At 50.6% G+C, this 26,649-nt stretch carries 24 protein-coding genes; 12 read left to right on the top strand and 12 right to left on the bottom strand.

The window, feature by feature from the left end; translation table 11 throughout:
• Positions 1-37: 37 nt before the first annotated feature.
• The 6 genes from JHJ32_RS18720 to JHJ32_RS18745 all read right to left on the bottom strand — a co-directional run bounded on the left by JHJ32_RS18720 (position 38) and on the right by JHJ32_RS18745 (position 4,488).
• Positions 38-1,027 (bottom strand): DUF3078 domain-containing protein, encoded by a 990-nt coding sequence (locus JHJ32_RS18720; protein ID WP_233632755.1) that lies wholly within the window; start codon positions 1,025-1,027, stop codon positions 38-40.
• Positions 1,028-1,128: 101 nt separating this feature from the next.
• Positions 1,129-1,470, bottom strand: a complete 342-nt coding sequence (locus JHJ32_RS18725) for a hypothetical protein (RefSeq protein WP_200122009.1) — start codon at positions 1,468-1,470, stop codon at positions 1,129-1,131.
• A gap of 6 nt (positions 1,471-1,476) precedes the next feature.
• Positions 1,477-2,190 (bottom strand): carboxypeptidase-like regulatory domain-containing protein, encoded by a 714-nt coding sequence (locus JHJ32_RS18730; protein WP_233632756.1) that lies wholly within the window; start codon positions 2,188-2,190, stop codon positions 1,477-1,479.
• 104 nt (positions 2,191-2,294) lie between these two features.
• Positions 2,295-3,152, bottom strand: coding sequence for a glucosaminidase domain-containing protein (locus JHJ32_RS18735; protein WP_200122011.1), 858 nt, complete (start codon positions 3,150-3,152; stop codon positions 2,295-2,297).
• Positions 3,153-3,830: a glucosaminidase domain-containing protein gene (locus JHJ32_RS18740; RefSeq protein WP_079717487.1), complete on the bottom strand. Its 678-nt coding sequence runs from the start codon at positions 3,828-3,830 to the stop codon at positions 3,153-3,155.
• Positions 3,831-3,852: 22 nt separating this feature from the next.
• Entirely contained in the window at positions 3,853-4,488 is a 636-nt protein-coding gene (locus JHJ32_RS18745; protein WP_200122012.1) for an O-methyltransferase, read from the bottom strand.
• Positions 4,489-4,584: 96 nt separating this feature from the next.
• On the opposite strand from JHJ32_RS18745, the gene JHJ32_RS18750 reads away from it, so the two are divergent.
• Positions 4,585-7,068, top strand: coding sequence for a DUF5686 and carboxypeptidase regulatory-like domain-containing protein (locus tag JHJ32_RS18750; RefSeq protein ID WP_200122013.1), 2,484 nt, complete (start codon positions 4,585-4,587; stop codon positions 7,066-7,068).
• Positions 7,069-7,081: 13 nt separating this feature from the next.
• Here the strand turns inward: JHJ32_RS18750 and folE are convergent, their stop codons facing one another.
• Together folE and JHJ32_RS18760 are read right to left on the bottom strand one after the other, a co-directional pair.
• Positions 7,082-7,714 (bottom strand): GTP cyclohydrolase I FolE, encoded by a 633-nt coding sequence (gene folE / locus JHJ32_RS18755; protein ID WP_079718523.1) that lies wholly within the window; start codon positions 7,712-7,714, stop codon positions 7,082-7,084.
• A 30-nt stretch (positions 7,715-7,744) separates the two neighbouring features.
• Entirely contained in the window at positions 7,745-8,158 is a 414-nt protein-coding gene (locus JHJ32_RS18760) for a 6-carboxytetrahydropterin synthase (RefSeq protein ID WP_079718457.1), read from the bottom strand.
• A 140-nt stretch (positions 8,159-8,298) separates the two neighbouring features.
• Between JHJ32_RS18760 and truA the strand changes: the two genes are divergently transcribed.
• The 3 genes from truA to JHJ32_RS18775 all read left to right on the top strand — a co-directional run bounded on the left by truA (position 8,299) and on the right by JHJ32_RS18775 (position 12,147).
• Positions 8,299-9,060 carry a tRNA pseudouridine(38-40) synthase TruA gene (truA, locus tag JHJ32_RS18765; protein ID WP_200122014.1) on the top strand — a complete coding sequence of 254 codons (762 nt, stop codon included), beginning with the start codon at positions 8,299-8,301 and terminating at the stop codon, positions 9,058-9,060.
• A gap of 34 nt (positions 9,061-9,094) precedes the next feature.
• The gene (locus tag JHJ32_RS18770) at positions 9,095-10,309 is read left to right on the top strand and encodes a thioredoxin-like domain-containing protein (RefSeq protein WP_200122015.1); all 1,215 of its coding nucleotides are present in this window, start codon (positions 9,095-9,097) and stop codon (positions 10,307-10,309) included.
• A gap of 74 nt (positions 10,310-10,383) precedes the next feature.
• Positions 10,384-12,147 (top strand): ABC transporter ATP-binding protein, encoded by a 1,764-nt coding sequence (locus tag JHJ32_RS18775; protein WP_079718461.1) that lies wholly within the window; start codon positions 10,384-10,386, stop codon positions 12,145-12,147.
• A gap of 147 nt (positions 12,148-12,294) precedes the next feature.
• Here the strand turns inward: JHJ32_RS18775 and JHJ32_RS18780 are convergent, their stop codons facing one another.
• Both JHJ32_RS18780 and JHJ32_RS18785 read right to left on the bottom strand, forming a co-directional pair.
• Positions 12,295-14,406, bottom strand: coding sequence for a M3 family metallopeptidase (locus tag JHJ32_RS18780; RefSeq protein ID WP_200122016.1), 2,112 nt, complete (start codon positions 14,404-14,406; stop codon positions 12,295-12,297).
• Positions 14,407-14,666: 260 nt separating this feature from the next.
• The gene (locus JHJ32_RS18785; RefSeq protein WP_200122017.1) at positions 14,667-15,665 is read right to left on the bottom strand and encodes an aldo/keto reductase; all 999 of its coding nucleotides are present in this window, start codon (positions 15,663-15,665) and stop codon (positions 14,667-14,669) included.
• A gap of 147 nt (positions 15,666-15,812) precedes the next feature.
• Here JHJ32_RS18785 and JHJ32_RS18790 point away from each other — a divergent pair, with 147 nt between their 5' ends.
• Entirely contained in the window at positions 15,813-16,169 is a 357-nt protein-coding gene (locus JHJ32_RS18790) for a helix-turn-helix domain-containing protein (protein WP_079718464.1), read from the top strand.
• 5 nt (positions 16,170-16,174) lie between these two features.
• On the opposite strand, the gene JHJ32_RS18795 is transcribed toward JHJ32_RS18790, so the two are convergent.
• Both JHJ32_RS18795 and JHJ32_RS18800 read right to left on the bottom strand, forming a co-directional pair.
• A complete protein-coding gene (locus JHJ32_RS18795) occupies positions 16,175-16,678 on the bottom strand; it encodes a cytochrome c (RefSeq protein WP_233632757.1) in 504 nt (167 codons plus the stop codon).
• Positions 16,662-17,942, bottom strand: coding sequence for a sorbosone dehydrogenase family protein (locus JHJ32_RS18800; RefSeq protein WP_200122019.1), 1,281 nt, complete (start codon positions 17,940-17,942; stop codon positions 16,662-16,664). The genes JHJ32_RS18795 and JHJ32_RS18800 overlap by 17 nt, the downstream gene beginning before the upstream one ends.
• 200 nt (positions 17,943-18,142) lie before the next feature.
• On the opposite strand from JHJ32_RS18800, the gene JHJ32_RS18805 reads away from it, so the two are divergent.
• The 7 genes from JHJ32_RS18805 (at position 18,143) to JHJ32_RS18835 (ending at position 26,579) form a co-directional block, all read left to right on the top strand.
• Complete coding sequence (locus tag JHJ32_RS18805) at positions 18,143-18,919, top strand: NIPSNAP family protein (RefSeq protein ID WP_200122020.1); 777 nt, start codon at positions 18,143-18,145, stop codon at positions 18,917-18,919.
• Between the two features lie 86 nt (positions 18,920-19,005).
• Positions 19,006-21,132, top strand: coding sequence for a TonB-dependent receptor (locus JHJ32_RS18810; protein ID WP_200122021.1), 2,127 nt, complete (start codon positions 19,006-19,008; stop codon positions 21,130-21,132).
• A gap of 19 nt (positions 21,133-21,151) precedes the next feature.
• A complete protein-coding gene (locus tag JHJ32_RS18815; RefSeq protein ID WP_200122022.1) occupies positions 21,152-21,811 on the top strand; it encodes a hypothetical protein in 660 nt (219 codons plus the stop codon).
• 209 nt (positions 21,812-22,020) lie between these two features.
• Positions 22,021-23,091 carry a histidine kinase gene (locus JHJ32_RS23245; RefSeq protein ID WP_200122023.1) on the top strand — a complete coding sequence of 357 codons (1,071 nt, stop codon included), beginning with the start codon at positions 22,021-22,023 and terminating at the stop codon, positions 23,089-23,091.
• A complete protein-coding gene (locus tag JHJ32_RS18825) occupies positions 23,088-23,843 on the top strand; it encodes a LytTR family DNA-binding domain-containing protein (RefSeq protein ID WP_200122024.1) in 756 nt (251 codons plus the stop codon). Before JHJ32_RS23245 ends, JHJ32_RS18825 begins: the two co-directional genes overlap by 4 nt.
• Positions 23,844-24,410: 567 nt before the next feature.
• Complete coding sequence (locus JHJ32_RS18830; protein ID WP_200122025.1) at positions 24,411-25,226, top strand: GLPGLI family protein; 816 nt, start codon at positions 24,411-24,413, stop codon at positions 25,224-25,226.
• 258 nt (positions 25,227-25,484) lie between these two features.
• Positions 25,485-26,579 carry a DUF4407 domain-containing protein gene (locus JHJ32_RS18835; RefSeq protein WP_200122026.1) on the top strand — a complete coding sequence of 365 codons (1,095 nt, stop codon included), beginning with the start codon at positions 25,485-25,487 and terminating at the stop codon, positions 26,577-26,579.
• Positions 26,580-26,649: the final 70 nt, after the last annotated feature.

Here is a 26,649-nt window from a genome sequence, read left to right on the forward strand (position 1 = left end):
TGTTTAAATTTATATAGTGAAATTTTTATAGGCTAATTTACTTTGGGATTTTATAAAGCAGGCCCAGTGCCAGGGTCTGGCTCGTCTGAATGTCGGTATGCTGGCGACTATCGTACACCAAGATACCGGTAAGCGACACATTGATCAGCCTGGTGACCGAAGCGATGAGCGTCGCATCCAGGCGGTGGGCCGGATCGTTTAGCTCTTCATAGTTGGCAAACATGTTGTAACGGCTCTTAAGATTGAGGTTTTGCCCGATGTTGCGATCCAGGTTGGCCGTGAGCTGGAACGCCAGGTCATTGCGGAAGCGTCTGCCGGGCTCGACCCCATACCGCGACCCGTCGCCCGCCGTTGGCACCACGTTGTCGTCCCACACAAACGTCTGCCGAGCCGTGCCTGTGCCGATACGCAGGGAAAAAGTGTTGTCCGGCTTATACTCGATACCAAGTGATTCGGTCAGGTAGCCTGGAGCCATGAAATTGGAACGCACACCCGTGATGCTATCTTGGCCACTGGAACTTACACCATAATGGTAGCCAATATCAAACTGGCTTTCAAACGTGAGCGACGTAAACAGCGACCAGTGTTTGGCTATCCTCAATGAAAGCTTATTGTCCCAAAAAATCCGGTCGTTGTTTTTCCGGGGCAGCTGATCCCTGTTTTTCATCTTTCCGTATTGCAGGTTCAGCTCGGTGACAAAGTTGGTGTTGTTGCGCGTATAATCGGACTTATGATTGATCAGAGCCCCTACCGAGATGGAGTTGACACCTCCCGACTGCCAGTTTTCGCTGAACGATGCCTGGTTGGCGTTGATACCAAAGGACGACCAGTGCCGCCAGTAGATCACCTGCAAATCCAAGGCGGATACAGGCAACGTAACCGGACGTATATCCAATTCCGGCCGTTCGACTTTGAGGCTGTTGGAATCCGGCTTGCGCCGCAACTCGTCTAAATCATAGATTTGGGCCTTTCCTATCGAAACGCCCAAAAGCAGGAGTGTAAGCAAAAAGTAAAACTGTTGTCTCATAGCTGCCGCTAAATTAGCAAATATCGTGCTGCTTTTCATTAAGCGACCTATTTCTCCTTCGATTTCGCTCTTAGCAAATTAGTTTTGCGCCGTTGCTCCACTTAGGGATCCCGCGCACCCGTGTGTGCTTTCCCTTCTTCCTCCAAGGCATCCTTGGATGCGCATAAGCAACCTAGGGGGACGAGCGGAGCAAGTCTCCCAGTTGCGCCGCGTATCCAAAGGTGCCTCCCGCTATGTTTCTCCTCTCCTTCCAAGGCATCCTTGGATGCGCATAAGCAACCTAGGGAGATGAGCGGAGCAAGTCTCCCAGTTGCGCCGCGTATCCAACGGTGCCACCCGCTATGTTTCTCCTCTCCTTCCAAGGCATCCTTGGATGCGCATAAGCAACCTAGGGGGACGAGCGGAGCAAGTCTCCCAGTTGCGCCGCGTATCCAACGGTGCATCCCTCCCTATTTCTCCGTTTCAGGAAGCGGGGGTAATCGCCGGGCCGCAGGGTTTTGCCGGTACTGAACCAGCGACGAGCGGATATAAAACGCGAGGTTATAATCATTGGCGCTGAGCACAAAATAGTAAGAAGGCCGGTACTGGCGCATGAAATCAGCCAAGGTCTCGCCTTTAAGGCCGGTAATGCTACTTACCAATTCAGGGGTAAACCGGTAGTCAATGACCGTTTCCCGGTAATCTTGCTCGATAATCTCCTGAAGCCTGCGTGAGTTTTTACCCTCCCGGCTGATGAGCTTGTATAATGCATCGATGCTCAATCCTGCTCCCGTGGGGCCCACCGAAAAAATCGACCCCGCATCTCCCCGGCTATAGGCCGTGCTATACTCCCGCTTATTCTCCTCCAGCCGCTCCTCGGGACTACGCCGCGCAATGACCGATACTTCATCAAGCCATATTGTGGAACGCTCCATATTAAACAGCACGATCTTTTTATCTTTTACCATCAACGTATCGGGATGATAGCCCTTGGCCGCAGCGATCAGAATGTCGCCGGGCGAGGCCTGGATGGAAAATTCACCACGCGTGTTGTTGTACCCTCCTTCGTCGTTGGCGGTATTGTAAACGTATACCTGAGATATGCGCTGTTTCGTATGCTTATCAAATACAATACCCTCTACGGCAGTTTGCGCCATCGTGAAGCCGGGACTCCATACGCCCAAGAATAATCCGGATAGAAAACGAACCAAACATTTCACTGTCGTAAAACTACAGTTAAGTTTGCAGTTGGCGAAAAATTTAACACCATTTTGCAGATGGTGATAGCTTATTGTGACACTAAGATAAGCTGGCCGACAAACAGCGATTCGGTTTTCAGCCCATTTAGATCCATCAGATCTGTCGTGGACATGCCATATTTACGGGCAATAGCAGCCAGCGTATCGCCTTGCTTGACCTCATGGATATCGATACGTACCGGCGCCTTGGCCTGCGCGACTTGGAGCTCTTCTGGTTTATTTTCGACGATTTCAGTCTGGACTACTTTTTCACGTTCGATTTTGGCGGTGCGGCTTTCGGGCCGGTCGTACTGATGCAGTTCGTAACGTTCGATGAGGTCGATCAGCAGATCAGCATATCGCGGGTTCGTCGCGTAACCAGCGGATTTAAGGCCTCTCGCCCATCCCTTGTAATCGTCCTTATCGAGTTCAAAAAGCGCCGCGTAGCGTTTCCGCAGCAAAAACTGCGAATGGTCTTTGAACGACTCTTCCGCGTGTTCGTATACCCTGAAGCAATCGTTATGCCGATCATCGTCCTTGTAGGTTTTCCCCCCTATCCATTCCGGAGTGCACTTGATGCCGAAGTGATTATTTGCTTCGCGGGCCAGTGTACTGTTGCCGTTTCCGGATTCGAGTAAAGCTTGCGCCAGCTTAATGCTTGCCGGAATACCATACCGCTCCATTTCAGCAATGGCGATATCTTTATATCGCTCAATGTATTCGTAACCGGATGTGCTGGTGTAGGAAGCGGCCGGCTGTGCAGGTTTGGTAGGAGCGTTGCGTGCCGGCTGAGCTGGCCGCGCCGGTACCGGCCGGCTGCTCACGCGCGGGTTCTGAAGCACTTCATGCTTGGATAGGCACGATGTAAAGAAGACGGCAGCGAGAATGGCGTATAGGTATCCTTTCATTTAGAGGAGCAATTGTTGTCCGATGCGCAACCGCGAGTCGGTCAGCCCATTGTTGCGCTGAATGGTCTGTACCGTTGTGCCATACTTCCGGGCGATGTCATATAAGGTGTCTCCTCGTTTTACCGTGTACCACGCTGCTTCCTCCGGCATTTCAGCTGCAGCAAGTACCATTCCTTCTGGTTTTTTATCCAACTCATGCAGGTTGTATTTCCGGATGATGTTGATGACCTTGGATGACCAAGAGGTACTGTGCGCATACCCGGAACGGGCTATGCCCTGCACCCACTTTTGGTATTCATGAGGCTCATACAAGTCGAACAGCTCCACGGTACGCTTGCGGCGCTTCAAAAAATCGATAAAATCCTGATAGGATTCTTCTACCGACGAATACCCCTTGTAGGCCGAACGGATTTCCTTACTGTCGTTCGGTCCCTTAATACCGAAGTGATTGTTGAGGTGGCGGGCGACGCGACTGGTACCGTGTGCGCTCTCATGCATCGCTATAGCTAAGATGATGCTCGCCGGGCATCCGTGTTCTTCCATATGCTGGATGGCTGCATCTTTGTATTGTTCGATATAAGCTTGGGGTGATTCTTGGGCTATCGTGTGTATAGCTGACGTTGCGGTCAACCACATGGCAAGGCATAAGGCAATGGTCGTCTTGTTTATTCCTTTCATATCGTATGGTTTTAGCTTCCCTTTACCGCTTACGCAACAGAAACAACCCGTCGCGAATGGGAAGAATCAGTTTATCTACACGTTCATCGGCTGCAAGCCGTTCGTTCAGTGAAACAAATTGCTGGGTTTGGGGATCGCCGGCATCCATCACCACTTTCCCCTTCCAAAGTACGTTGTCAATCAAAATCAAGCCGCCCTTACGGCTTTTTTCGAGTGCAAGCTCATAATACAGGTGATTGTTTTTCTTATCGGCATCGATAAAAACAAAATCAAAAAGGCCTGCCAACTCGGGGATAACGGCGGCAGCATCGCCAATGTGGTAATGAATAGCATCGTGCCATTGGGATTGCTCAAAATACCCACGGACACGGGCTTCCAGCTCTGCGTTATGGTCGATGGTGTGGATTTCGCCCCCCGGCGCAAGGCCTTCCGCAAGACACAACGTCGCGTAGCCGGTGAACGTGCCCACTTCCAGCACATAACGGGGTGCGACCAGCTTACTCAGCAGCGCGAGGAACCTCCCTTGATAATGGCCCGACAGCATGTGAGGCCTCGTTTCCTTGAGGTAGGTCTCCCGGTTGATGCGCTGCAATAAAGCAGGCTCAGCATCACACGTCCGCTCCAGATAGCTCGTCAATATGTCATCGAACATATCCATCGTAACCGCAAAGTAAGCAAACTTAACACAATTTAACAACGATAACGATGTAACGTTTCGTAAGTTTGGACGTCAGAATCATAACCGATCACCTATATGGATTGCCGTATCATGCTGAAAATCATCGCCGTCACCACCATCTTCACCTATTGCTTTATTTTACCCGCCCATACCCAAACGTATCCATTGAGCGGGCAGGTCAGGGATGAACACGGCCAGCCGGTACCCTTTGCCAGCATTTATAAAGCGAACACCACCACCGGTACATCGGCTAACAGCGAAGGAGTGTTCAAGCTTCAGCTGCCGTCCGGTGAGCACACACTGCTCATTCGGGCCGTTGGTTACCGGCAGGCCGCCCAACAGGTGACGGTACCCCGCGACACACACCTCACTGTTGCCTTGCACACCGAGGCTTACCTGCTGGACGAAGTGGTCATCGGCCATGGAGAAGATCCGGCTTATGCCATTATCCGGCAGGCTATCCGCAACCGCAAGAAGCACTTGAATGAGGCCTCACCTTACACTGCCAAGGTGTATATCAAAGGCGTGCAGCGCCTATTGCAGGCGCCGAAGAAATTCTTGGGGTTTGATGTCGATCAGGTGGCGCGGGAGATGGGGCTTGACTCCAACCGGACCGGCATTGTATACCTCTCCGAATCCGAATCCCGCATCACCGTGCAGCCGCCGGATAAATTCCATGAGGAGATGATCAGCTCCAAATTTTCGGGCAACAACCAAGCGTTCAGCTTCAACCGGGCAGCCGACTTAAAGCTGAACTTTTACGAAAATCATCAGCCCATTATTGAAGGGCTGAGCGCACGGCCATTTGTATCGCCCATCGCTGACAACGCACTGAATTACTACCGCTATCGCCTGTCAGGGACCACGGAAGAAAACGGACTTACGATCAACAAAATACAGGTCATCCCCCGTCGCAAGGCGGAACCGCTCTATGCGGGCGACATTTACATCATAGATGGCTCTTGGCGCATCTATGGAGTCAACCTCCAGCTCACGAAGGAATCGAGCGTCAATATCCTCGATACACTCAGCATCAGGCAGGAATTTATCCCGCTCGAAAACCAGCAATGGCAACCCTCAAGTATCCGCTTCGATTTCGTGGGTGGGTTGCTAGGCTTTCGCGTAGGCGGCTACTTCGCCGCGGTATACAGCGATTACAACCTGCAGCCCACCATCAAAAAGCGCCTTTTCAACGAAGCGTTGCGCATTACGGAGGGGGTCAATAAGCGGGACGCTGACTATTGGGCAGCACACCGCCCCTTACTGCTTACGGAGGAGGAAGAGTTGGATTATGTCCGCAAAGACAGCATACAACGGCGGCGTGAATCAAAGGAATACCTCGACTCGGTGGATAGACGGGCCAACCGGTTTAAACCTATGGGCTTTCTCGCGGGGGGGTATACTTACCGTAATCGTGCAGAACGCTGGCGCCTTTCGTTCGATGGCCTTGCCACGTCGCTGCTCTTCAACAGTGTGGAAGGGTTGGCACTCCATTATGGTGCTCAATATGTCAAGCAGGTAGACACCGTCCGCAACCGCAACTTCACCCTATACGGCAATGTCCGCTACGGCTTTGCCAACCAGCGCTTCAACGGCTATCTGGGCACGTCGTTTCCGTGGGGAAAAAGCACCTTTGGACTCTATGGGGGCAGCACCGTGCAGGACCTGAACAACCGCGGCTCGCTGCCGCCACTATTTAACACCATCAGCACCACCTTCTTCGGCCGCAACTACATGAAAGTGTATGAGCGCGCCTTCGGCGGGGCCTCTTGGCAATATACGCTGCCTGCGAATGTGAAGTTGTCCGCTTCGGCGATATGGGAAAACCGCGTTTGGTTGCCCAACAGCACCGACTACACCTTCTGGGAGCACAACAAACAGTACCTAACCTCAAACAATCCGTTTGTCCCCGCTGAAGACATACCACTATTTGACGAAAACCAGGCGTTTAAGGTCTCGTTGGGTGTCAGCTACGACTTTGGCACGCGGTACGAAACCTATCCGAACAGGCGGGTGTACTTGCCATCCAAATGGCCCACGCTATCGCTAAATTACACCAAGGCCATACCGGGGGTTTTCGGGGCCGACGCAGCTTATGACTTGCTGACAGCCCGGTTGTACAAAACACAAATTGCTATGGGGTTGTACGGCCAGCTGTCCGTCGACCTTATCGCCGGCACGTTTTTGAGCAGCAAACAACTGTACTACACGGATTACCGCCATTTCAACGGTACGCGTACGCTCATCAGCGATCAGCAACTGAGTACGTTCCTGCTGCTGGATTATTACCAGCATAGCACAACGGAAAATTTCGCGGAGGCACATGGTGAGTACAATCTGTCTACGTTGTTGACCAGCAAGGTGCCCCTGCTCCGCAAACTCAAGCTACAGGAAATCATCGGGCTGCATTACCTTAACACCAAAGAGGTGTCCCATTATGGCGAAGCGCACGTCGGATTGCAGTGGCAAAACCTGCGGATTATCTATGCCCGTTCTTTCGGTGCCCGACCGGGAATGCGCGGGAAAGACGCGATACGGATTGGGCTTCGGCTGTTTTAAGCCCGCTGCATCGTTAGCCTAACGACGCGGTAATCAGCCGGAGAAATTCGTTACGGGTACGCTCATGCACAAACTCACCCGTGAAGGCAGACGTCGTCGTCACGGAATTCTGCTTCTGCACGCCGCGCATGCACATACACAGGTGCTTGCATTCGACAACCACGGCCACCCCCGCCGGCTGCAAGGTCTTGTGTATACAATCACGAATCTCATTGGTAAGGCGCTCCTGAACCTGTAGACGGCGCGCAAAGATATCCACCACCCGTGGGATTTTGCTTAAGCCAACAATATGGCCATTGGGGATGTATGCTACATGGGCTTTACCGAAGAAGGGCAACATGTGGTGTTCGCACATGGAATAGACTTCAATATCTTTGACGACCACCATTTGGCTATATTCCTCCTCAAACATGGCACTGCGCAATACGGTTGCTGCGTCCAGGTCATAGCCATGGGTAAGGAACTGAAGTGCCTTTGCAACCCGCTCGGGCGTTTTCACCAGTCCCGAACGGGAGGGATCTTCCCCCAATAATTCGAGAATCTCCGCGTAATGCGCTGCAATACGGGCTACCTTTTCAGGATTATAGCGATCGATTTTGACGTATCCGTCAATTTCTTCCTCGTTGAGTGGAAAATTGTTTTCCATATTCGTATGCATTAGTTCGTCAACGGAGCGTTATTCCCCAAAGTATTCAACGGAGTTGTTTTCCGTTTCAACCAACCGCACCGAGTGTAAAATAACGTCATGCGCCTCTACATGCGGCTTCAATTGATTGAATATTTCAATGGCCAACACTTCCGTAGACGCCATTTTACCTTGCATGAAGTCCACATCCATATTGATGTTTCTGTGATCCAGCTTGTCGATCACATAAAACATGATGATGTTTTTCAGCTCCTTCAAATCAATGACAAACCCGGTCTCGGGGTTGACTTCGCCCTTAACCGTTACAAAAAGCTCATAGTTGTGGCCATGCCAATTCGGGTTGGAACATTTGCCAAACACCGCCTCGTTTTGTTCCAACGTCCATTCATCGCGGTATAATTTGTGCGCCGCGTTAAACCGTTCGCGCCGTGTCAGATATATCATAGGTTGCAAAGATACGTTAATTTGGTGATTCGTAAATTTGCTGTTTCTTTTTTTGCTGGATTACTGTTCGTTTTAGACTTATCGCTTACTGCCTGCCACTTGAGACTTACGGCATAAAGCTAATTTCATACCTTTGCCTCGTGGAAACCACGCGCAGACGTTATTTCATCGAAATCGCCTTTGACGGCGGGGCTTATCATGGTTGGCAAATCCAACCCAACGCGTTGACCGTGCAGGAACTGCTGGATAAGGCATTGACCACGCTGCTACGCGAACCCATCGGCACAGTAGGATGTGGCCGTACGGATACCGGCGTACATGCGACACAGCTTTTTGCACATTTCGATGTGGCGCATGAGGCCACCATCGGCGATGCGGATGCATTGCTTTACCGTATCAATGCATTGCTCCCGCATGATATCGCTGCAAAAAGACTTATCGCCGTTGCTCCGGATGCCCATGCACGGTTTGATGCGGTGCAACGGTCTTATGAATACCATACTCATTTTAAAAAGGATCCTTTTCTACGTGGCCGTTCGTGGCAGTTGCGCAGTGTACCTGACGTCGGCGCAATGAACGAAGCTGCAGCAATTTTGCAGCAGTATGAAGATTTCTCGTGCTTCAGTAAGTCCAATACACAGGTGCACACCAATATATGCCGCGTAACGCGGGCAGAATGGCAATGGGCCGATGAACAACGGTTGGTCTTTTATATCTCCGCGAACCGGTTTCTTCGCAATATGGTAAGGGCTATCGTGGGGACCCTGATGGACGTCGGACGGGGCGAACACCCACCGGAATACATGCACACCGTCATCCGTAGCAAAAGCCGCTCGGTGGCGGGCACCTCTGTCCCGGCGTGCGGTCTGTATCTTACTGAAGTGATGTATCCCTTCCTTTAGGATCTCCTACTCATTTTTTTTGCTAAATTTGAGGATGAAATCATTAACCCTGAGTGTATTACCTACGCTACTGCCCTTCAGCATTGCGTTATTTGCCTTTTTTTTGGGTTGCCGGTCCGGGTCAAACAAAAAAGACACAAGTGCCGCGTATACCACGTATGAGCCTGCAATGGGTACGCTGCGAATATTGAGTGACGTAGAAAACCCCGAAATAACCAGCGTAAAATTGCTTAATGACAAGAAAAAAGACTCATTAGCTGCAGTTGCCCCCCGAAACGGCAAATTTACACTCGTCGTTAACCAATTGCCCATGCATGAGGTTTATTTCTTGGAAATCTACGGCAAATCCACCCGCAGGGGTACTGATGGTTTGGATTGGACAGCGTACATCCCCGTATATTTAGAAAAAAGCGATGCCAAGTTAATGCTCGACCATCGTTTTTTTGATCATCCGGGTTCCATTAGCAAAGCCAAATTTTCGATCCAAGGGGGCAGCAACGAACAGGCGTTATTAAACGATTGGCAGGAAGCGCTGGATGAACAGCAAGCCGAGGCCGAGGGAAAAGCCCTACATTATACGTTCGGCAGTGGCATGGCCGCCCAGAAGCAAGACACAGCCGGTGAGACGGCCGACCAGGAATCAACGGTCACGCAACGTTTTATCCAACAAAAAAAGCCTTTAGTAGCATCCTTATTTCTGGCCTATACAACTAATGCACACCGGACGTATGCAATCGCTTATAACGAATTGTATCAGGCGATGCCCGACAGTGCTCGGCGAACCAAATATGGCATTGACCTCATCCAACGTTTAACCCGTATCATGAATCCCATTCAGCAATTAAATCCGGCAACACAGGTGATCGCGGTCGACGAGGGACTGAAACAATTAACATGGCCGGATTTTGATACGTATAAATACCTCCTTCTTTGTTTCTGGAACAGCGCGGATAAGGCTGGATATGCCGCTATCAAACGGATTGATGAACAGGCCTCCGCACTTAAGCAACAAGAAATAGCCCTCATCCATTTGTCGGTCGACAGCCGATTCAGCCAATGGAAAAAATGGAGCCCGCCCTTAGGCCTGCAACACAATTATAAATTGCGAAAAGAGATTCAGCAACCCCTGATAGACTCCTTATACCTTACAGAACTGCCACGTTACGTACTCATCCGCCCCAGTGGGGAGGTCGTTGATGCCGATGTCTCATTGGACGCGCTCAACAGGCTACTTACCTCAACGGAATAAGCACCGGCACGGCGCGCCGTTTGACAAATCATGAACGAAGATACGCCACAAAATCGTACTTTTGTACCTAACCCATGAGCGAACCCCAAATAACTGGCAAAACGTATGATGCGCAACTGCTACGCAGGATGATGCGCTATGTAAGGCCCTATCAGGGCATTTTTATCATATCCGTGTTGCTTACTATCCTCATGGCAGGTATTGCCCCGGCGCTACCGATGCTGGTCGAATATACCCTCGACCGATTCATCCTCCAGCATGATGCCAACGGCCTCCGGCTTATGCTGATGCTCATGCTTGGCCTACTAGTGTTTCAAACAGTCATCCGCTATTACCATACCCTGATGACGAGCACCTTGGGCCAATCGGTTATCCGTGATTTGCGCATTGCGGTATTCAATCATATTACGCGGCTGCGCCTTAAATATTTCGATCATACGCCTATTGGCCGGCTCATCACCCGCACCATATCGGATCTGGAAACCATTGCCAACATCTTTTCCGAGGGGCTTATCCAAATCATCGGCGATATCCTGCAATTGGTCGTTATCCTGGGCGTGATGTTTTACACGGATTGGAGACTCACGCTCGTCGTATTGATTCCGATGCCTTTGATGATTGCTGCAACTTACATTTTCAAGGAAGCAATGAAGTCGGCATTTCAAGATGTAAGAAAATGGGTATCCAACCTGAATACGTTTTTACAAGAACACATTTCGGGTATCAGCATTATCCAATATTTTGCCCGCGAAGACCAGGAAATACGCAAATTCAAGACGGCCAATGCAGAACATCGCAATGCGCATATCCGGGCCAACTGGTATTTTTCAATTTTTTTCCCGGTCATTGAAATCATCATGGCCATCGCATTGGGATTGCTGGTATGGTACGGCTCCAAACAGGTACTGGCAGACGAACTGTCGCCCGGTGTCATTGTCTCATTTATCATGTACATCAACATGATTTTCCGCCCGATACGTGAATTGGTGGACAGGTTCAACACGCTCCAAATGGGCATGGTGAGCGCTGAGCGGATTTTTTCCGTACTGGATACCAACGAGCAAACCCCCAATACGGGCACCAAACAGCCCACCACCATCCGGGGGGAAATTGTCTTTGATAACGTATGGTTTGCGTACGACGAAGAAAAGTGGGTACTTAAGGACATCAGCTTCAAAGTCAACCCCGGCGAAACGCTGGCGTTGGTGGGCGCTACAGGCGCTGGGAAATCTTCTACCATCAATATCCTCAGTCGCTTCTATGAAGTAAACAAAGGCGCTATACGGCTGGATGGTACAGACATCCGTGAGTACGAGCTTAACTACCTGCGCCGTACTATCGCTACCGTACTGCAGGATGTTTTCTTATTTTCGGACTCCGTGGCCAGCAACATCAGCCTCAATGACCCGGCCATCACCCGTGAGCAAATTGTTGAAGCCGCCAAGCAGGTGGGCGCACATGACTTCATCATGCGGTTGCCGGACGGGTACGACTATAAAGTACAGGAACGTGGGGCTACACTGTCCTCCGGGCAGGCCCAGCTTATCTCATTCATCCGCGCGCTGGTACACGATCCGAAAATATTGGTATTGGACGAAGCTACCTCATCGGTAGATACCGAAACCGAAGGGCTGATTCAACGGGCTATCGACACGCTGATGAAGGGCCGCACGTCCATCATCATTGCCCATAGGCTTTCTACCATACAGAAGGCTGATAAAATCATCGTGCTGGACAAAGGCGAGATGAAAGAAATAGGTTCCCACCAGGAGTTGTTGCGGATCGATGGGTACTACAAGCGGTTGTATGATTTGCAGTTTCATTCGGCAGGTATTTAATAGCACTTGGTCATCGCTTGCAAACAGTCTCGTGTGAAACCGTAACGCCGGCCGTTGACCGCGCCGCGCGCCTGCACCGAAGCATTGTCGCTAAACGCGTAAAGGGCTGGCCAATGGCCAGCCCTTTACGCGTTTACAGCCGGTCGCTTAATCCAGCCCTCGTTTTTTCATCAAGTGTACCGGATTGGGATCCGACCCGCGGAAATTACGGTATAGCACCGCAGGCTTTTCCGTACCTCCGCGTTCAAGGACGTTTTGTCGGAAAGCATCGGCGGTCTCCTTATCAAAAAGACTCTTTTCTTTGAACGCCGCAAAGGCATCTGCATCCAGCACCTCCGCCCAGATATAGCTGTAATAGCCGGCCGAATAACCGCCACTGAAGATGTGCTGGAAGTACGTGCTCCGGTACCGGGGGATAATCTCGTCAATAAGGCCATACTTGGTCATTGAAGCGTTTTCGAAGGTGGTCGCGTCGTCCGTTATCTCCGCCGTCTGCGTATGATAATCCATATCGAGCAATGATGCTGCCAAATACTCCACCGTGGCAAAGCCTTGGTCAAACGTACCTGCCCGTTCCAACTTGGCAATCAGTTCGTCGGGGATCGGCTCTCCGGTTTCAAAATGATGCGCATACAGCTTCAATACCGCGGGATCTGCCGCCCAGTTTTCCATAATCTGAGACGGCAGCTCCACAAAGTCGCGCGACACCGACGTACCTGACAGGCGTTCATAAGTCACATTTGACAAGAGACCATGCAGGGCGTGCCCAAACTCATGAAACAGGGTACTAGCCTCGTCAAACGTCAATAGGGCCGGCTTGTCGCCAACCGGCTTGGTAAAGTTACATACGATGGAGATGATCGGCGCTACACGCTTGCCATCCTCCATCTTTTGCCTACGGTAGGAAGTCATCCATGCGCCTACGCGTTTGGATTGACGCGGGAAAAAATCTGCATAGAGAACACCTAAGTGACTACCGTCGGCGTCAAACACTTCATAAACCTCCACCTCGGGGTGGTACACCGGCACATCATCCAGCGCTTTGAATGTAAGCCCGTACAAGCGGTTAGCTACGTCGAAAGCGCCTTCGCGGACATGCTTCAGACTGAAATACGGTTTGATTTCATCTTCATTCAGCGCGTAGCGCTTCTGGCGGATTTTTTCGGTGTAATAGCGCCAGTCATAAGGCGCTGGGGCGAAGGATTGCCCCGTCGCAGCGATTTCCTGCTTGATGTCTGCCGCCTCGACCTTGGCCTTGGCTAGCGCCGGACGCCAAAGATCATTGAGCAATTTGTATACATTGTCAGGATTTTCGGCCATAGCCTCTTCCAGCACGTAATGGGCGTGGGTTGGATATCCCAAAAGGTTAGCCCGTTGTAAGCGAAGATTGGCGATTTTAACCAGAATTTCCTTATTGTCGTGCGTATTGCCATTATCACCCCGGCTTTTGTAAGCCTCCCAAATGTGCTTGCGCAGGTCGCGATTATCGGCATATTGCAAAAATGGCATCACACTGGGGTTGGAAAGCGTAAAGACCCATTTGCCGTCCTTGCCACGTTCCTTTGCCGTTTCGGAAGCCGCAGCAATCAGTCCTTCCGGAAGCCCGGCCAGGTCGCGTTCATTTTCGATGATCAGTTCGTAAGCATTGGTCTCGGCCAGTAAATTTTGATTGAATTGGACGGTCAGCACCGCAAGCTCTTCATTGATTTTACGGAGCTTGTCCTTGTCTTCGCCCTGCAAATTGGCACCACCGCGGACGAAACTTTTGTAATTGTCTTCCAGCAACCGGAGCTGCTCGGGATTCAGGTCCAAGTCTGCCCTGTTGTCCCAAAGGGTTTTGACCCGGGCAAACAGCCGCTCATTCAACCGGATATTATCCTGATGCGCGGAAAGCACCGGAGCCATCTCTTTCACAATAGCTTGGATGGAATCATTGGTATTGGCCGAATTCAGGTTGCCCAGTACGGTATTCACGTTGCTTAGCAACTGGCCGGCGTCTTCAAGCGCAAGGATGGTATTTTCAAAAGTGGGATCTTCTGCATTGTTGACAATCGCGTCGATTTCGGCCTCGTGCTGCTCCATTCCAGCTTCAAGTGCCGGCTTGAAATGTTCGTTTTTGATCTTATCAAACGGCGGCACACCGAACGGCGTATCATAAGCGGTTAGAAAAGGGTTTTCAGTAGTTGTCTTGGTTTCTCCACACGATACGATAAATGCGGTTGAAATCATCAGTAATGGTATAATTTGCTTGCTATTCATGCTTGCTTAATCTATTTTTGGCCAAAGGTACGGATGTTTTTGAAAACGGGGCACAAAAGCAAAAATAACAGCCGGAACGTTACAGGTAGGCTGCTTGTTAGTCCCGTCGTCGCGATAGTTCGATACCAATATCGCTATCGACAGGGGATTGACAAAGGTGAGGCCTTTGTCAATCCCTGTCAACTTTTGGTTTTATGTTTATAAAACATACCCCAATTGCGACGATGGCACGAAGCAAGTATGATCCAGAACCGGAGCTGTTATGGCTTTACCAGCTCCAACTGCGCCAGCTCGGCCGTGATGGTAGCCACTTCTTCTGCGCTCAAGCTGGTGGCTGTCGTCTTGGCATTTTGGATGGCCTGTTCGGTATTCCGCGCCCCCACCAGCGCAATGGTAATGCCGGGCTGCTCCAACGTCCACAGCAAAACCAACTGGCCCAAAGAGATGCCCTTGCTATCGGCTATGGGTTTGATGCGACCCAGAAAAGCGTTTGTCCGCCGGATATTCTCATCGGTAAAGAAATGGAGTCCAGCACGGTGATCGCCCTCACCGAAGGCATGCCCGGGCTGTAGCTTTCCGGTAAGCAGCCCACGTTCCATGGGGCTATAGGCCAAGATGGATTTTCCATGCTCCAGGCAGTAAGGTACCACTTCAGCTTCGATACCGCGTTTGACCATGCTATAGGGCACCTGGTTGGAGACTACGTCTACGTACCTGTTGGCTTCTTCCAACTGGGCCGCGCTGTAATTGCATACCCCGGCATACCGCACCTTACCCTGCTGAATAAGCTGGGCAACCGCTTCCATAGATTCCTGAATGGGAGTGGTACTATCAGGCCAGTGAATTTGATAAAGGTCGATGTAATCGGTGCCCAAACGGCGCAGGCTATCTTCGCATTCTTTGATGATGCTCTCCTTACCGGCGTATTTGTAGATGTCTATCTCCTTACCTGTATTATCCTTGCTATGAAAACCGAAATCACCTTTGGCCAAATCCCAACGCATCCCGTATTTGGTAAGGATGTATACCTTGTCCCGGGCGATGCCTTTGATGGCTTCTCCCACAATCTCTTCGCTGGTACCTTGGCCGTAAATGGGCGCGGTATCAATCGTATTCACCCCCCAATCGTACGACGCCCTGATAGCTTCTACGGCATCCTTCCGTTCGGATCCACCCCACATCCACCCTCCGGCAGCCCAAGCACCGAAGGTGATTACAGACAGGTCTAATTCTGTTCCGGCTAATTTTCTGTATTGCATAACGATTAATTTTTAACTGTAAAACTTGTATCTTAGCACATCATAAGCAGCCTTTCGGCATTTGCAAAATAACGCATATGCTTAAGCAATGGCAATACCTACTGAAATAATGAGTTATTGATAAACGCACCGACAAACAACTATACCATGCGAAAATTGACATCCACGAACTACTACAATCAGCTTTATCTCGAAGACAAGTGCACGTTGAATGAACTCATCCACCTGCTTAGTAAGCGTTGGCTTACCGATGTGCTGTTTAGCATCGAAGAAGGAAACACCCGGTTTTCGAGCGTAAAAGAAGATTTGAAATATATCAGCGACAATATCTTAGCCGACCGGCTCAAACTGCTGGAGCACTACGGTCTTATCAAGCGCCACGAGGATACGGATAGTGTGCCCGTACGGGTAGAATATGCACTTACCGACACGGGCGACCAGCTTAGCGAACTGTTGGATCACTTGTGCAAATTTGCGGAAAATCGCATGGTTTTCCCGGATTAATCACCTCATTCCAACGTAGCCCTCACCTGCCTCACTTCACCAACCGAAACAGTATCAGCATGGTTGCCAAAGCTATTGCGGATATAAGAAAGGACATTGGCCACATCTTCATCGCTTAAGAAGCTGTGTGCCGGCATGGCATTGCTATAGACCATGCCGTTCACTTCGAGCCCTTCGTTAGATCCGTTGAGCACAATCCGGATAAGCCGCTCTTTATCACCCGTCACGTAATCGGTTTTAGCCAATGGTGGATTGAGGTTTGGCACACCATCGCCATTGGTCTGGTGGCAGGTGGCACAATACTGGTCGTACACTACTTGCCCTGCTCGCATGCCTGCCGTCCGTTCCGAAGGGGCACTTGCGCTTTTTCCTTGAAGGGCCGCCTCCTGTCCATTAGCTGTTTCCGGCTGCTTTTGTCCCTCCGTTTGATGGCCGCCACAGGCCACCAGTAACAAAAACAGGATCGCAACGCCGATTTGACTGTATTTCCGACTATTTCGCTCCTGCATAGACAATCCGGTAGATGGTACCGCCCACGTCATCGGATACATATAATGAGCCATCTGGTCCCTGTGCCAGTCCGCAGGGCCTGTGCCGGGCATCACCCGGAGCGGCTATCGTATCTATGCCGGCAAACCCATCGGCAAACACCTCCCAATCGCCGCTGGGCTGGCCATTTTCAAAAGGTACGAACGCAACCATAAACCCTTGTTGATCGGGTGCACGGTTCCAGGAGCCGTGGAAGGCCACGAACGCCCCGTTTTTATACCTGGCCGGAAACATATCTCCGGTATAGAACAACAATGCGTTGGGCGCAATGTGACCGGGAAACGCCACCACAGGATCCAGGGCGTCCGCCCCGCCTTCCTGCTTGCCATCGCCGCCGTACTCGGGGTTGACGATCTTTTTCTTTTGGTGATGGTCATAATAAATATACGGCCAACCTGCATCCGCCCCTTCACTTAATCGGTACATGGCTTCGGAAGGCAAGTCAATTCCCACACCTTCTGCGTAGAGTTCGGGGTAGAAATCATGCAGGTTGTCACGGCCATGCTGCATGACAAATAGCGCGCTGGCCTCTTGGTTCCAGTCAAGCCCCACGACGTTGCGCAGCCCCGTCGCATAACGTTGGCCGTCACCGTAGGTCTGCCGGATGCCATCGGTCTTGAACCGCCAGATGCCGCCCGCCGAATCCAGGATGGGGCATGGCTGCATGCCCGGCGAGCCCGGCGTACGATCCTTTTCCTGACATACGTTGGAATACGCGCCGATATTGACATAGATATTTCCAGCTCCATCCAAGGCTATGGACTTGGAATTGTGCTGGCGGCGGTCGATCAAGCCGGTAATGATGGTGTCCGGCGCTTCGGGGTTAGTTACACGTTGATTTTCGTCCAACGCATAGCGAAACACTTCGCTGTTGGATGAAGCATAGAGAAAATTGTCTTTGATGAAAATACCCGTTCCGCCATAATCACCAAATCCGGTTTGCTCATCGGCCCGGCCATCACCGTCTGTGTCCGTTAGCACGATAATCCCTTTCCCGTCTACCGCACGTTGCAGCTTGACGAAGACATCACCTTTCGAATTGACCGCAATGTGCCGCGCTGCGCCGACGCTGTCTGCGACTTTCAAAGCGCCAAAGCCTTCAGGAAGTGCCAGGCCGACGTTGTCTGCATCAGCCGAAATCCGGTAACCGCCCTCACTGCACGAGACGAAAACACATGCCGTGATACAAGCGAGAAACCAGTTGCTTTTTAATTGATTTGCCATATCTTAATTCAGTTAATTTCATGTAAAGACCTCGGATACATGGGTTTATTGTATGCAAAAATGACTCTTTTGCATAGCATTTTCAACGACTCCTTAAATAATGAGTAGCAAAAGTAACTAAACATTGCAGGATTGTTACGTAATATCAGCCGCAAATGCACGTATTTAGTATAATCAATTATTTGCTATAAATTCGAACCATGAGCATAAAAACACGATTCATCATTGCCGCATTGGCCTTCTTATCCTACACCGCTGTAGCAGCGGACCGCGATTTCTATCAATTAAAAATCTACCACCTGAAAACGTCGCAACAGGTGGCGCAGTTGGATAACTTCCTTGAAACGGCTTACCTTCCTGCGCTGCATCGGGCAGGCATAACCAACGTGGGTGTATTCAAGCCCATCGCTGATGCAGCGGCCGCAAATGAATGGTTGACTTATGTATTTATTCCTTTCACGTCATACGATCAGTTTGCATCACTGGAAGCCACGTTACAAAATGATCCGGCATATCAGGAAGCCGGAAAGGACTACTTGCATGCACCATACAACAATCCGCCCTACGACCGAATCGAGACGATCCTTATGGACGCCTTTGAGGGTAGTCCTCGCTTTGAGGTCCCCAACCTAACTTCACCCAGGGCCGAACGTGTGTATGAACTAAGAAGTTATGAGAGCGCTACCGAGGCGTATTACCGCAATAAGGTGGATATGTTTAACAAAGGCGATGAAATCGGACTATTCAAACGTTTGGGATTCAATGCCGTTTTCTATGGTGAAGTCATTGCGGGAAGCCGAATGCCCAATTTGATGTACCTCACCACGTTTGAAAATAAACAGTCGCGGGATGAACATTGGGAAGCGTTTAGCAAGGATGCATACTGGAAAGAACTATCCGCGAAACCGGAATACCAGCACAACGTATCCCGCAACCAACAAATCTTTTTATACCCGACAGACTATTCCGACTTTTAAGTGAGGTTGTAACCATTCATCCCACCAATCCTACCACTCGTCGGAGATTCCTTTAACGAGTTATCTGCGGTGTTCATCTTTGCGGCATGAAAAGCGTGAACACCGTCCTTTACTTCTTGCTTGCGCTGCTGGTGAGTGCCGGACACCCTTGCTGGGCACAATGCCGCATAACGGGTACCGTCACGGATACGCGCGGGCTGCCAATCGGCATGGCCAGCATATGGATCAAAGGGAGCTTTGACGGCACCTCATCCGATAGCAGCGGTTATTTCGCGTTTGAGACGGCACTCACGGGCGAGCAGTGGCTGCGTTTCTCCGCACTGGGCCATGGCAGTGACAGTACGGCCATCATGCTGGCCGGCGATTCAATGATATTGGAACTCCGGTTAACTGCTCAGACCGCTGAGCTGGACGTCGTGACCATCACCGTAGGTACCTTCCAATCGGGCGTCAATACTAAAGGTATCTCGCTCAGTGCACTTGATGTGGCCACCACCGCCGGAGCCTTCGCCGATATCTTCGCGGCTTACCAAACGCTGCCTGGTTCACAAACGGCTTTTGCCGAGGGCGGCTTGTTTGTACGCGGCGGGTCAGCGGCTGAGACGAAGTCTTTTTTTGACGGGCTCATTATTAAAAATCCCCTGAATGCACAAGCCCCCAACCTGGCCGGCCGCAGCCGGCTCGACCCGTTTATGTTTAAGCAAACGGCGTTTTCGTCAGGCGGGTACTCCGCACAGTACGGGCAGGCACTCAGCTCGGCCTTGGTGCTCGAGAGCAAGGACTTGCCTGCTAAAACCACTTCCGCTGTATCATTGATGTCGGTAGGCATTGGATTGGGCCATACCCATCGGTTTAAAACGAGCGCGCTGCAGATTGATGGTTTCTACTACAACCTTGCCCCTGCATTTTCATTGATTAATCAACAGGTAAATTGGCAGCGCGAACCGGAACAATACGAAGGCCGGCTGCAGTACAAAGCGCAGGTGGGCGAGCGCGGCCTATTCAAATGGTACAGCGACCACAGCCGCTCACGTATGGCGCTCCTTGATGCAGACATGGACAACCCGGGGCAACCGTTCTTTTTCAGCAACCGCAACCGGAACACCCTCATCAACACCAGCTATCAGAATTACCTGAATGACGGCTGGAAAATTCATACGGGTGCTTCCCTGAATATCACCGGCGATGATGGTCAGCAAAATACCGATGGTTACAACCGTACGGACAGTTATCTCCAGTGGCGGGGCAGCGCTACCCATTTTTTCGGCACGTACTCAAGGTTTGTCGTCGGCGGCGAAGTGGCTCACGGGCGGTTCGGCGAATCGTGGAACGACCTGCGCCGGCAGTATGCGCACCTTTTGGGTGCATTGTTTGCCGAGGCCGACTGGTTCTTCGGCCGAAGATGGGTATTGCGCACGGGCATCCGCACCGAGTATTCAGACTACATCCGGCAGTTCAACGTGGCGCCGCGACTGGCACTGAGCCACAAAATCAGCCGTACGCTACAGGCATCACTGGCCTACGGCCGGTTTTACCAGAATCCGGAAGACCGCTACTGGGTGGCACAGCAGGACATCGGTTTTGAACAGGCGGCCCATTATCTGGCAAACATCGAATACCTCAACAACCACTACACCTTCCGGATAGAGGCTTATTATAAAGACTATGGCCAGCTGGTGAAAAAAACGGCCGAGGGCTTCAACAACAATGGCTATGGCTACGCCAAAGGGATCGATATTTTCTGGCGCGACCGCAAGAGCATCCGCGATGGCGACTACTGGATCTCGTACTCGTACCTCGACACCAAACGCGATTTCGCAGACTATCCCGCTGCTGCTACTCCGCCCTTTGCCGCTGCACATTCGCTTAACGCGGTATACAAGCACTTCATTACGGCTATCAATTCGCAAGTCGGCGCAACGTATACCTACGCCTCCGGCCGCACCTATGTCAATCCCAACAATCCGGTTTATCTGGCTGACCGGACCAAAGACTTCCATAACCTCAGCGTCAACGTGAGTTACCTCACGCATATCCTGCGGCAGTTTACGGTGCTTTATTTTTCGGCGGGCAACCTGTTGGGCATCGACAACATCTATGGCTACCGCTATAGTAAAGACGGCATACACCGGCGGGCTATCCGCCCTGGTGCCCGTCGTGATCTCTTCGTCGGCATCTTGCTGACCATTGGCGACAATACATTTATTCGTTAACTATAAAATCAATACTGTCATGAACACCATCATCAAAACCTCGGCAATCATGCTACTCACCTGCGTGCTGCACTGGACGGCCCGCGCACAGGACAACTACGAATCGGCCATGGCTGCCGCCCTTCAGACGCTGGCTGAAGCGCTGCAGCCTGCAGACTTCACTGCCTTGGGCAACCGCTTTGAGCAAATCGGCAATACCGCTACCGATCAATGGACGCCGCTCTATTATGCTGCCTACTGCCAATTGGTGGCCGGTATAAGCCAACAAAACGCTGATGAAAAAGACCGCTTTTTTGAGAAGGCGCTTAACCTGGTTGAGTCGGCTGAGAAGCGTCAGGCAGACAACAGCGAAATCTATGCACTCAAAGGATACACACAATTCATGCAGATGAGCGTAGACCCGCAAAACCGGCTCGACCTGATTAGCGAGGCTGAGGCCGCATTAGGGAAAGCCATGCAATTGGATCCGTCAAACCCGCGACCTTATTTCATCAAAGGGCAAAACACATTCTATACGCCTGAATTTTTCGGCGGCGGCGCCAAAGCCGCCAAACCGCTGCTGGAGCAAGCAAAGGAGAAGTTTGACACCTTTAAGCGAACGGAAAAATTTGCGCCCAACTGGGGAAAAGAACAATGCGCATATTTATTACAGCAGGCCGCTAACACCGACACACAATAAGCTGTTTTTACCTGCTGTGAGCAAGCCTTGCCGAGACGCGAGCAACGCGCAGCGGATCCCAGCTTGCGGAAGCAGGTAAAAACACAAATCAATAATCCACAATCATTCGTATCTTGCAACAGTCTACGAACCTGTAATTTAAAACGCTTCACAAAAAAGGCTGTAGATACAGGTTCCACGAGACCTTTTGAAAAACCAATTGTGTTAAAGTGAAAACCGCAACAGACTTCACAAAGAGCCGCTACTACTGGCTGGGGCTCAACCTGGCCTCCGTGCTCTTGGGCATATTAATCTCGTTTATCATATCCACTTGCGTTGCAGTGGTGCAGGGCCATTGGCCCTCGTCCAGAAGCATGCTCATCAGCTTGATGTTCGGCATCATCATCAGCCTTTGCATCGCCAACAGCATCCATATCATGGGGTTACTCAACAAGCGGAAGACCGCTAATAGCTGGGGGTGGTTTCTCGTAGTCTATTACGGCGTGAGCTTGCTGGCCATGGTCGTGGGCGTGGAGTTTACCTACTTATTAGCCTCCTGGCTGTTTGATATTCCTTTCCATTTTTTCCATTGGGCAGACCTGCAATTCAACGCAATCATCGTATTGATTATCTGCACGATCGTCTATATTTATTTCAGCATGAAAGAACGGCAGCAGGCCGCATTGCAACAAAAAGAAATGGACATCATGCGGATGGGCAAACTCAAAACCGAGGCGGAGCTAGCGGCATTGCAATCCAAGATTAATCCACATTTTCTGTACAACGCGCTCAATTCCATCGCCAGTCTTATTCCTTCCAATCCGGTGAAGGCCGAAGAAATGACCGTGAAACTGTCCAGCTTGTTCCGGCAGAGCATCAACCAAGAACAAGGGCATTGGGGTACAGTGGCCAGTGAGCTGGATATTGTCAACACCTACATGGACATTGAACGGGTACGGTTTGGTGAGCGCATCCGCTTTGCGGCGAGGGCGGAAGACGGGCTGGAAGCAGTCCGTGTACCCCGTTTCCTTATCCAGCCGTTGGTGGAGAATGCGCTTAAGCATGGGCTGAAGGATGTCACCGAGGGCGGCCAGCTCGAAGTACAAATCAAACGGCAAGGCGAACGCGTGGTCATTACCGTGGCGGACAACGGGCAGCCTTTCCCCGACGAGCTGAAAGCGGGCCACGGCTTACAGAGCACCTATGATAAGCTGCAACTGCTCTATGGCGAGGACTACCAGATAAGCTTACGCAACACGCCGCACAAGCAATTAAGCATTAACATACCCGTTGACGCATGACGACCTACAACACCCTGATTATCGACGACGAGCCGCTCGCCCGGCACCGGCTCCACCAATTGCTCAGGCCATACCCGGCTATCAACGTGGTAGGCGAGGCTGGCAACGGCGTAGAAGGGCTGTCACTTATTGAATCGCTTAAACCGGACCTACTATTCTTGGACATCGAAATGCCTGTGTCAGATGGGTTCGATATGCTCAAGCAGTTGAGGGGCCAACAGCCGCAGGTGGTCTTTGTGACGGCCTACGATCAATATGCGCTGAAGGCCTTTGAAGAAAACTCCATCGACTACCTCTTGAAGCCGGTGGAAGCCGAACGGCTGAAGAAAACCATCCAGAAAATCACGCAACCCAACATGGCTGCCGCAGCGATATTCGACCTGCAGCGGTTATTGGAAGGTTTGTATCCGGCAAAACAAACGCTGAGCCTTACTGTCAAATTGGGGGATCGGATACTGCTCATTAAGACGGCTGACATTGTAGCAGCCGAGGCCGAAGACAAATACGTCATGCTACACACCAAAGATGGCAAACGCCACCTAACGGACTACACGCTCGCCGATTTGGAGAATCAATTGCCGGCTAACTTCTTGCGTATACATCGAAGCACGCTTATCAACATGGATGGCATCGCCGAAGTCCGAAAGGGGTTCAATGGCTCGTATACCTTTGTGATGGAAGCTGCTGATAGCCCGCGCTTCAAGTCGAGCCGATCGCATGCTGAAATGATAAAGGTACGGCTGAGTTTGTAAATCCGAGTTCTTTGGCTAAAAGGCATGTGTCGTCTTTCACATTTGACCTTGCTTGCGTGGACGACGCTCAGACAGCAGATAAATGACATTTTATGAATGTCAGTTTTCGTAAAAAACCGCAAGGTTTTCGTAAAGTTTTTGCTAAGCAAATACCAGCATCTTATCTTCACGCGAACAAAAATAAAAAGTGGGGTTTAAATCGTATTGGTTCCGTAGTTCGATCAACATTGGAACCCAACTAAAATTCCAGAAAATGAGTATCATGAATTTTAATTTCGGAAAGCCCCTTGATAGGGACCAAATGAGACTTATTATAGGCGGAAATGTTAAACCAAAATGTGATCTTGTAGACGGTGATAGCTACTATTGCTCTCACGACAGCTCAAGTGTATGCGTAGAAGAATGTACCGAAGTTTATGGCGAAAACTGTTTCGGATGCTCTGGAGATAACTAGGTTAGGACGCATCGTTATATCTAGTCTCTGGCTGAACCATCGATCTCGAGCCACCAGCCTTATGACTGGCTGGTGATTTGCTGGCTAACTTTATAGTCAATAAACCAGCTGATATGCCCGGTAGAAAAAATAAGGCAACACTTATAACACTTAACAGTTTACTGCTACTCTTTTGCGTTGAGGCGCGGCAAAGTGATGAGGGTTACAAAATTTATTACGAGATGACATTCCGGAAGGACAGTACCAATTCAGCCACTACTTCTGAATTGACCGAACTACTAATCAGCGGAGATAAATCACTGTTCCGGACCGTAGCACAAGGCGAAAAGGACACCAATGAATTCCATAAGCATTTAGAGATACGGCCATACATCCACACTAATGCGAGATACCGCATCATCAAAGACCGCGCTGACGAAATGGTTTACTATTATGAGCAGATTGAATTATTGGGAGGTCCGATCTGTACGTATACTGAATTACAGAACGACATGGATTGGATATTAATGAGAGATACCTTGACGATTAGTAATTTGCCATGCCAGAAAGCGCTCCTGGATTACGGTAACCGGTCATGGGAGGCTTGGTTCTGCCCGGACATCCCGCTTAGCAACGGACCGTATAAATTTCAAGGATTGCCGGGATTGATCATCCGCATGCGGGACAAGACCGGTTCGTGGGTGTTCGATCTGAAGGGGATCGAGCGGGTGCCGAGCTTTACTTTTGACCTTGCTTTTCTGAACGATGCCGAGGCGATGGATAAATTGGAATTTTACGAACGCAAACTGCATTACAAAGATAATAGGATGCAAATCAATGAAGCAGCTGGTAAAATTTCATTTCCAGATGAAGGAACGAGACAACGCCTTTACGAGAAGGCCAAGATAGAAGCAGCAAAAAACAACAATTGGATCGAGCTATACCCATAGCGGGCAACTGTAACAACGTAATCTGACGTTGCCACCCATAATAGGCGGCGCGGGTCATCAATTGAGAGATGGCTATTGGAACGGTTGATATCGAATGAGCAAACCTATCTTTGCCATATATTCACCCCACATTTTGGCAGTTTCATCCCAACCATCCTCTCGTTAATCACGCAGGCACTACTTTTGCCAGGGACGAAGTAAGAGCGCGGTGTAACAAATTGGGATACAGCCCGTCTTATCTATGGATATCCGAACGTGATGGAGAAACTGATGCGATTTTTTTGGTGGTGCTGCGGTGTGCACCAAGCGACTTTGGCAAAATACCCAGCCGAACATAACAAATACGTCGGCATTGGCGCTACCATTTTTTTCACCGGTCTATTTGCGGCCCTGTCCGGCGGGTATGCACTGTATTTCGTATTCAGCGGTGGTGAGTTCGCGGCATTGTTTGCACTGTTATTTGGGCTATTGTGGGGCTTGGCAATCTTCAATATGGACCGCTATATCGTCTTAAGCATCAACAAACATGCGTCCGGTTTCAAGCAGTTGATGCAAGCTACTCCACGCATCCTGCTGGCCGTACTTATCGGCATCGTCATTGCCCGCCCGCTGGAACTCAAAGTGTTTGACAAGGAAATACGCGAACAACTGCGGGTAACCTATTTGGATAGGCAACGGGCGGCTATCGATACGCTCAATAAAGCCTTTGAAAGCAAATACGCCATTGAACTGGAAAAGACTGCCGAACTGAAAACCGAGCGGGATTCCCTGGAAGCCATGATTAAGACCGATCGGATCAAGCTCAAAATGGAGACATTCGGCGAAAAAACGGTGGAGACGTCCGGCATCGTCGGCTATGGCCCCTATGCCAAACAGCGCCAAGCCGAACTCGAAAAGCAGGAGCAATACCTGGATACGCTCCGCAACCGCATTCAATTGCAGGAAGCTTTTATCCAACAACGCAAACAATTTGAAGGATTACTTGATGAACGGCTACTCACCGGCGTGCAGCTTGACAGCGCCGTTAATCTGGCCGGTTTTGCCGACCGGAACGCCGCGCTCGGTGACCTGAAGTATCATCCAGACGGCACCGTAAATGAGGCCAACTATTGGTCCATCACGTTTATTATGCTGCTCTTCATCTTTTTTGAGTGCCTGCCGGTTTTTGTGAAACTGATGAGCGTGCGAGACGCCTATGATATCGCCCTGCGTGACCAACAAACAGCGGATATTTATCGCTCCGGCAAGAACCGGGATGCTGAAATCGCCATCGTTGATAGCCTCTACGATACGCACGTAACGCAAACCGCCGAAAAACGTAAAGCCCAGCTATGGGAGAATGAGACCTTGTAGGGTTTATGCTTAATCACGCATTTCGCGCTTTTTATCCCTTTTTATTGTCCGGGGATTCTGAATTGACATT

The organism is Parapedobacter sp. ISTM3 (assembly GCF_016533505.1).
Classification (GTDB): domain Bacteria; phylum Bacteroidota; class Bacteroidia; order Sphingobacteriales; family Sphingobacteriaceae; genus Parapedobacter; species Parapedobacter luteus.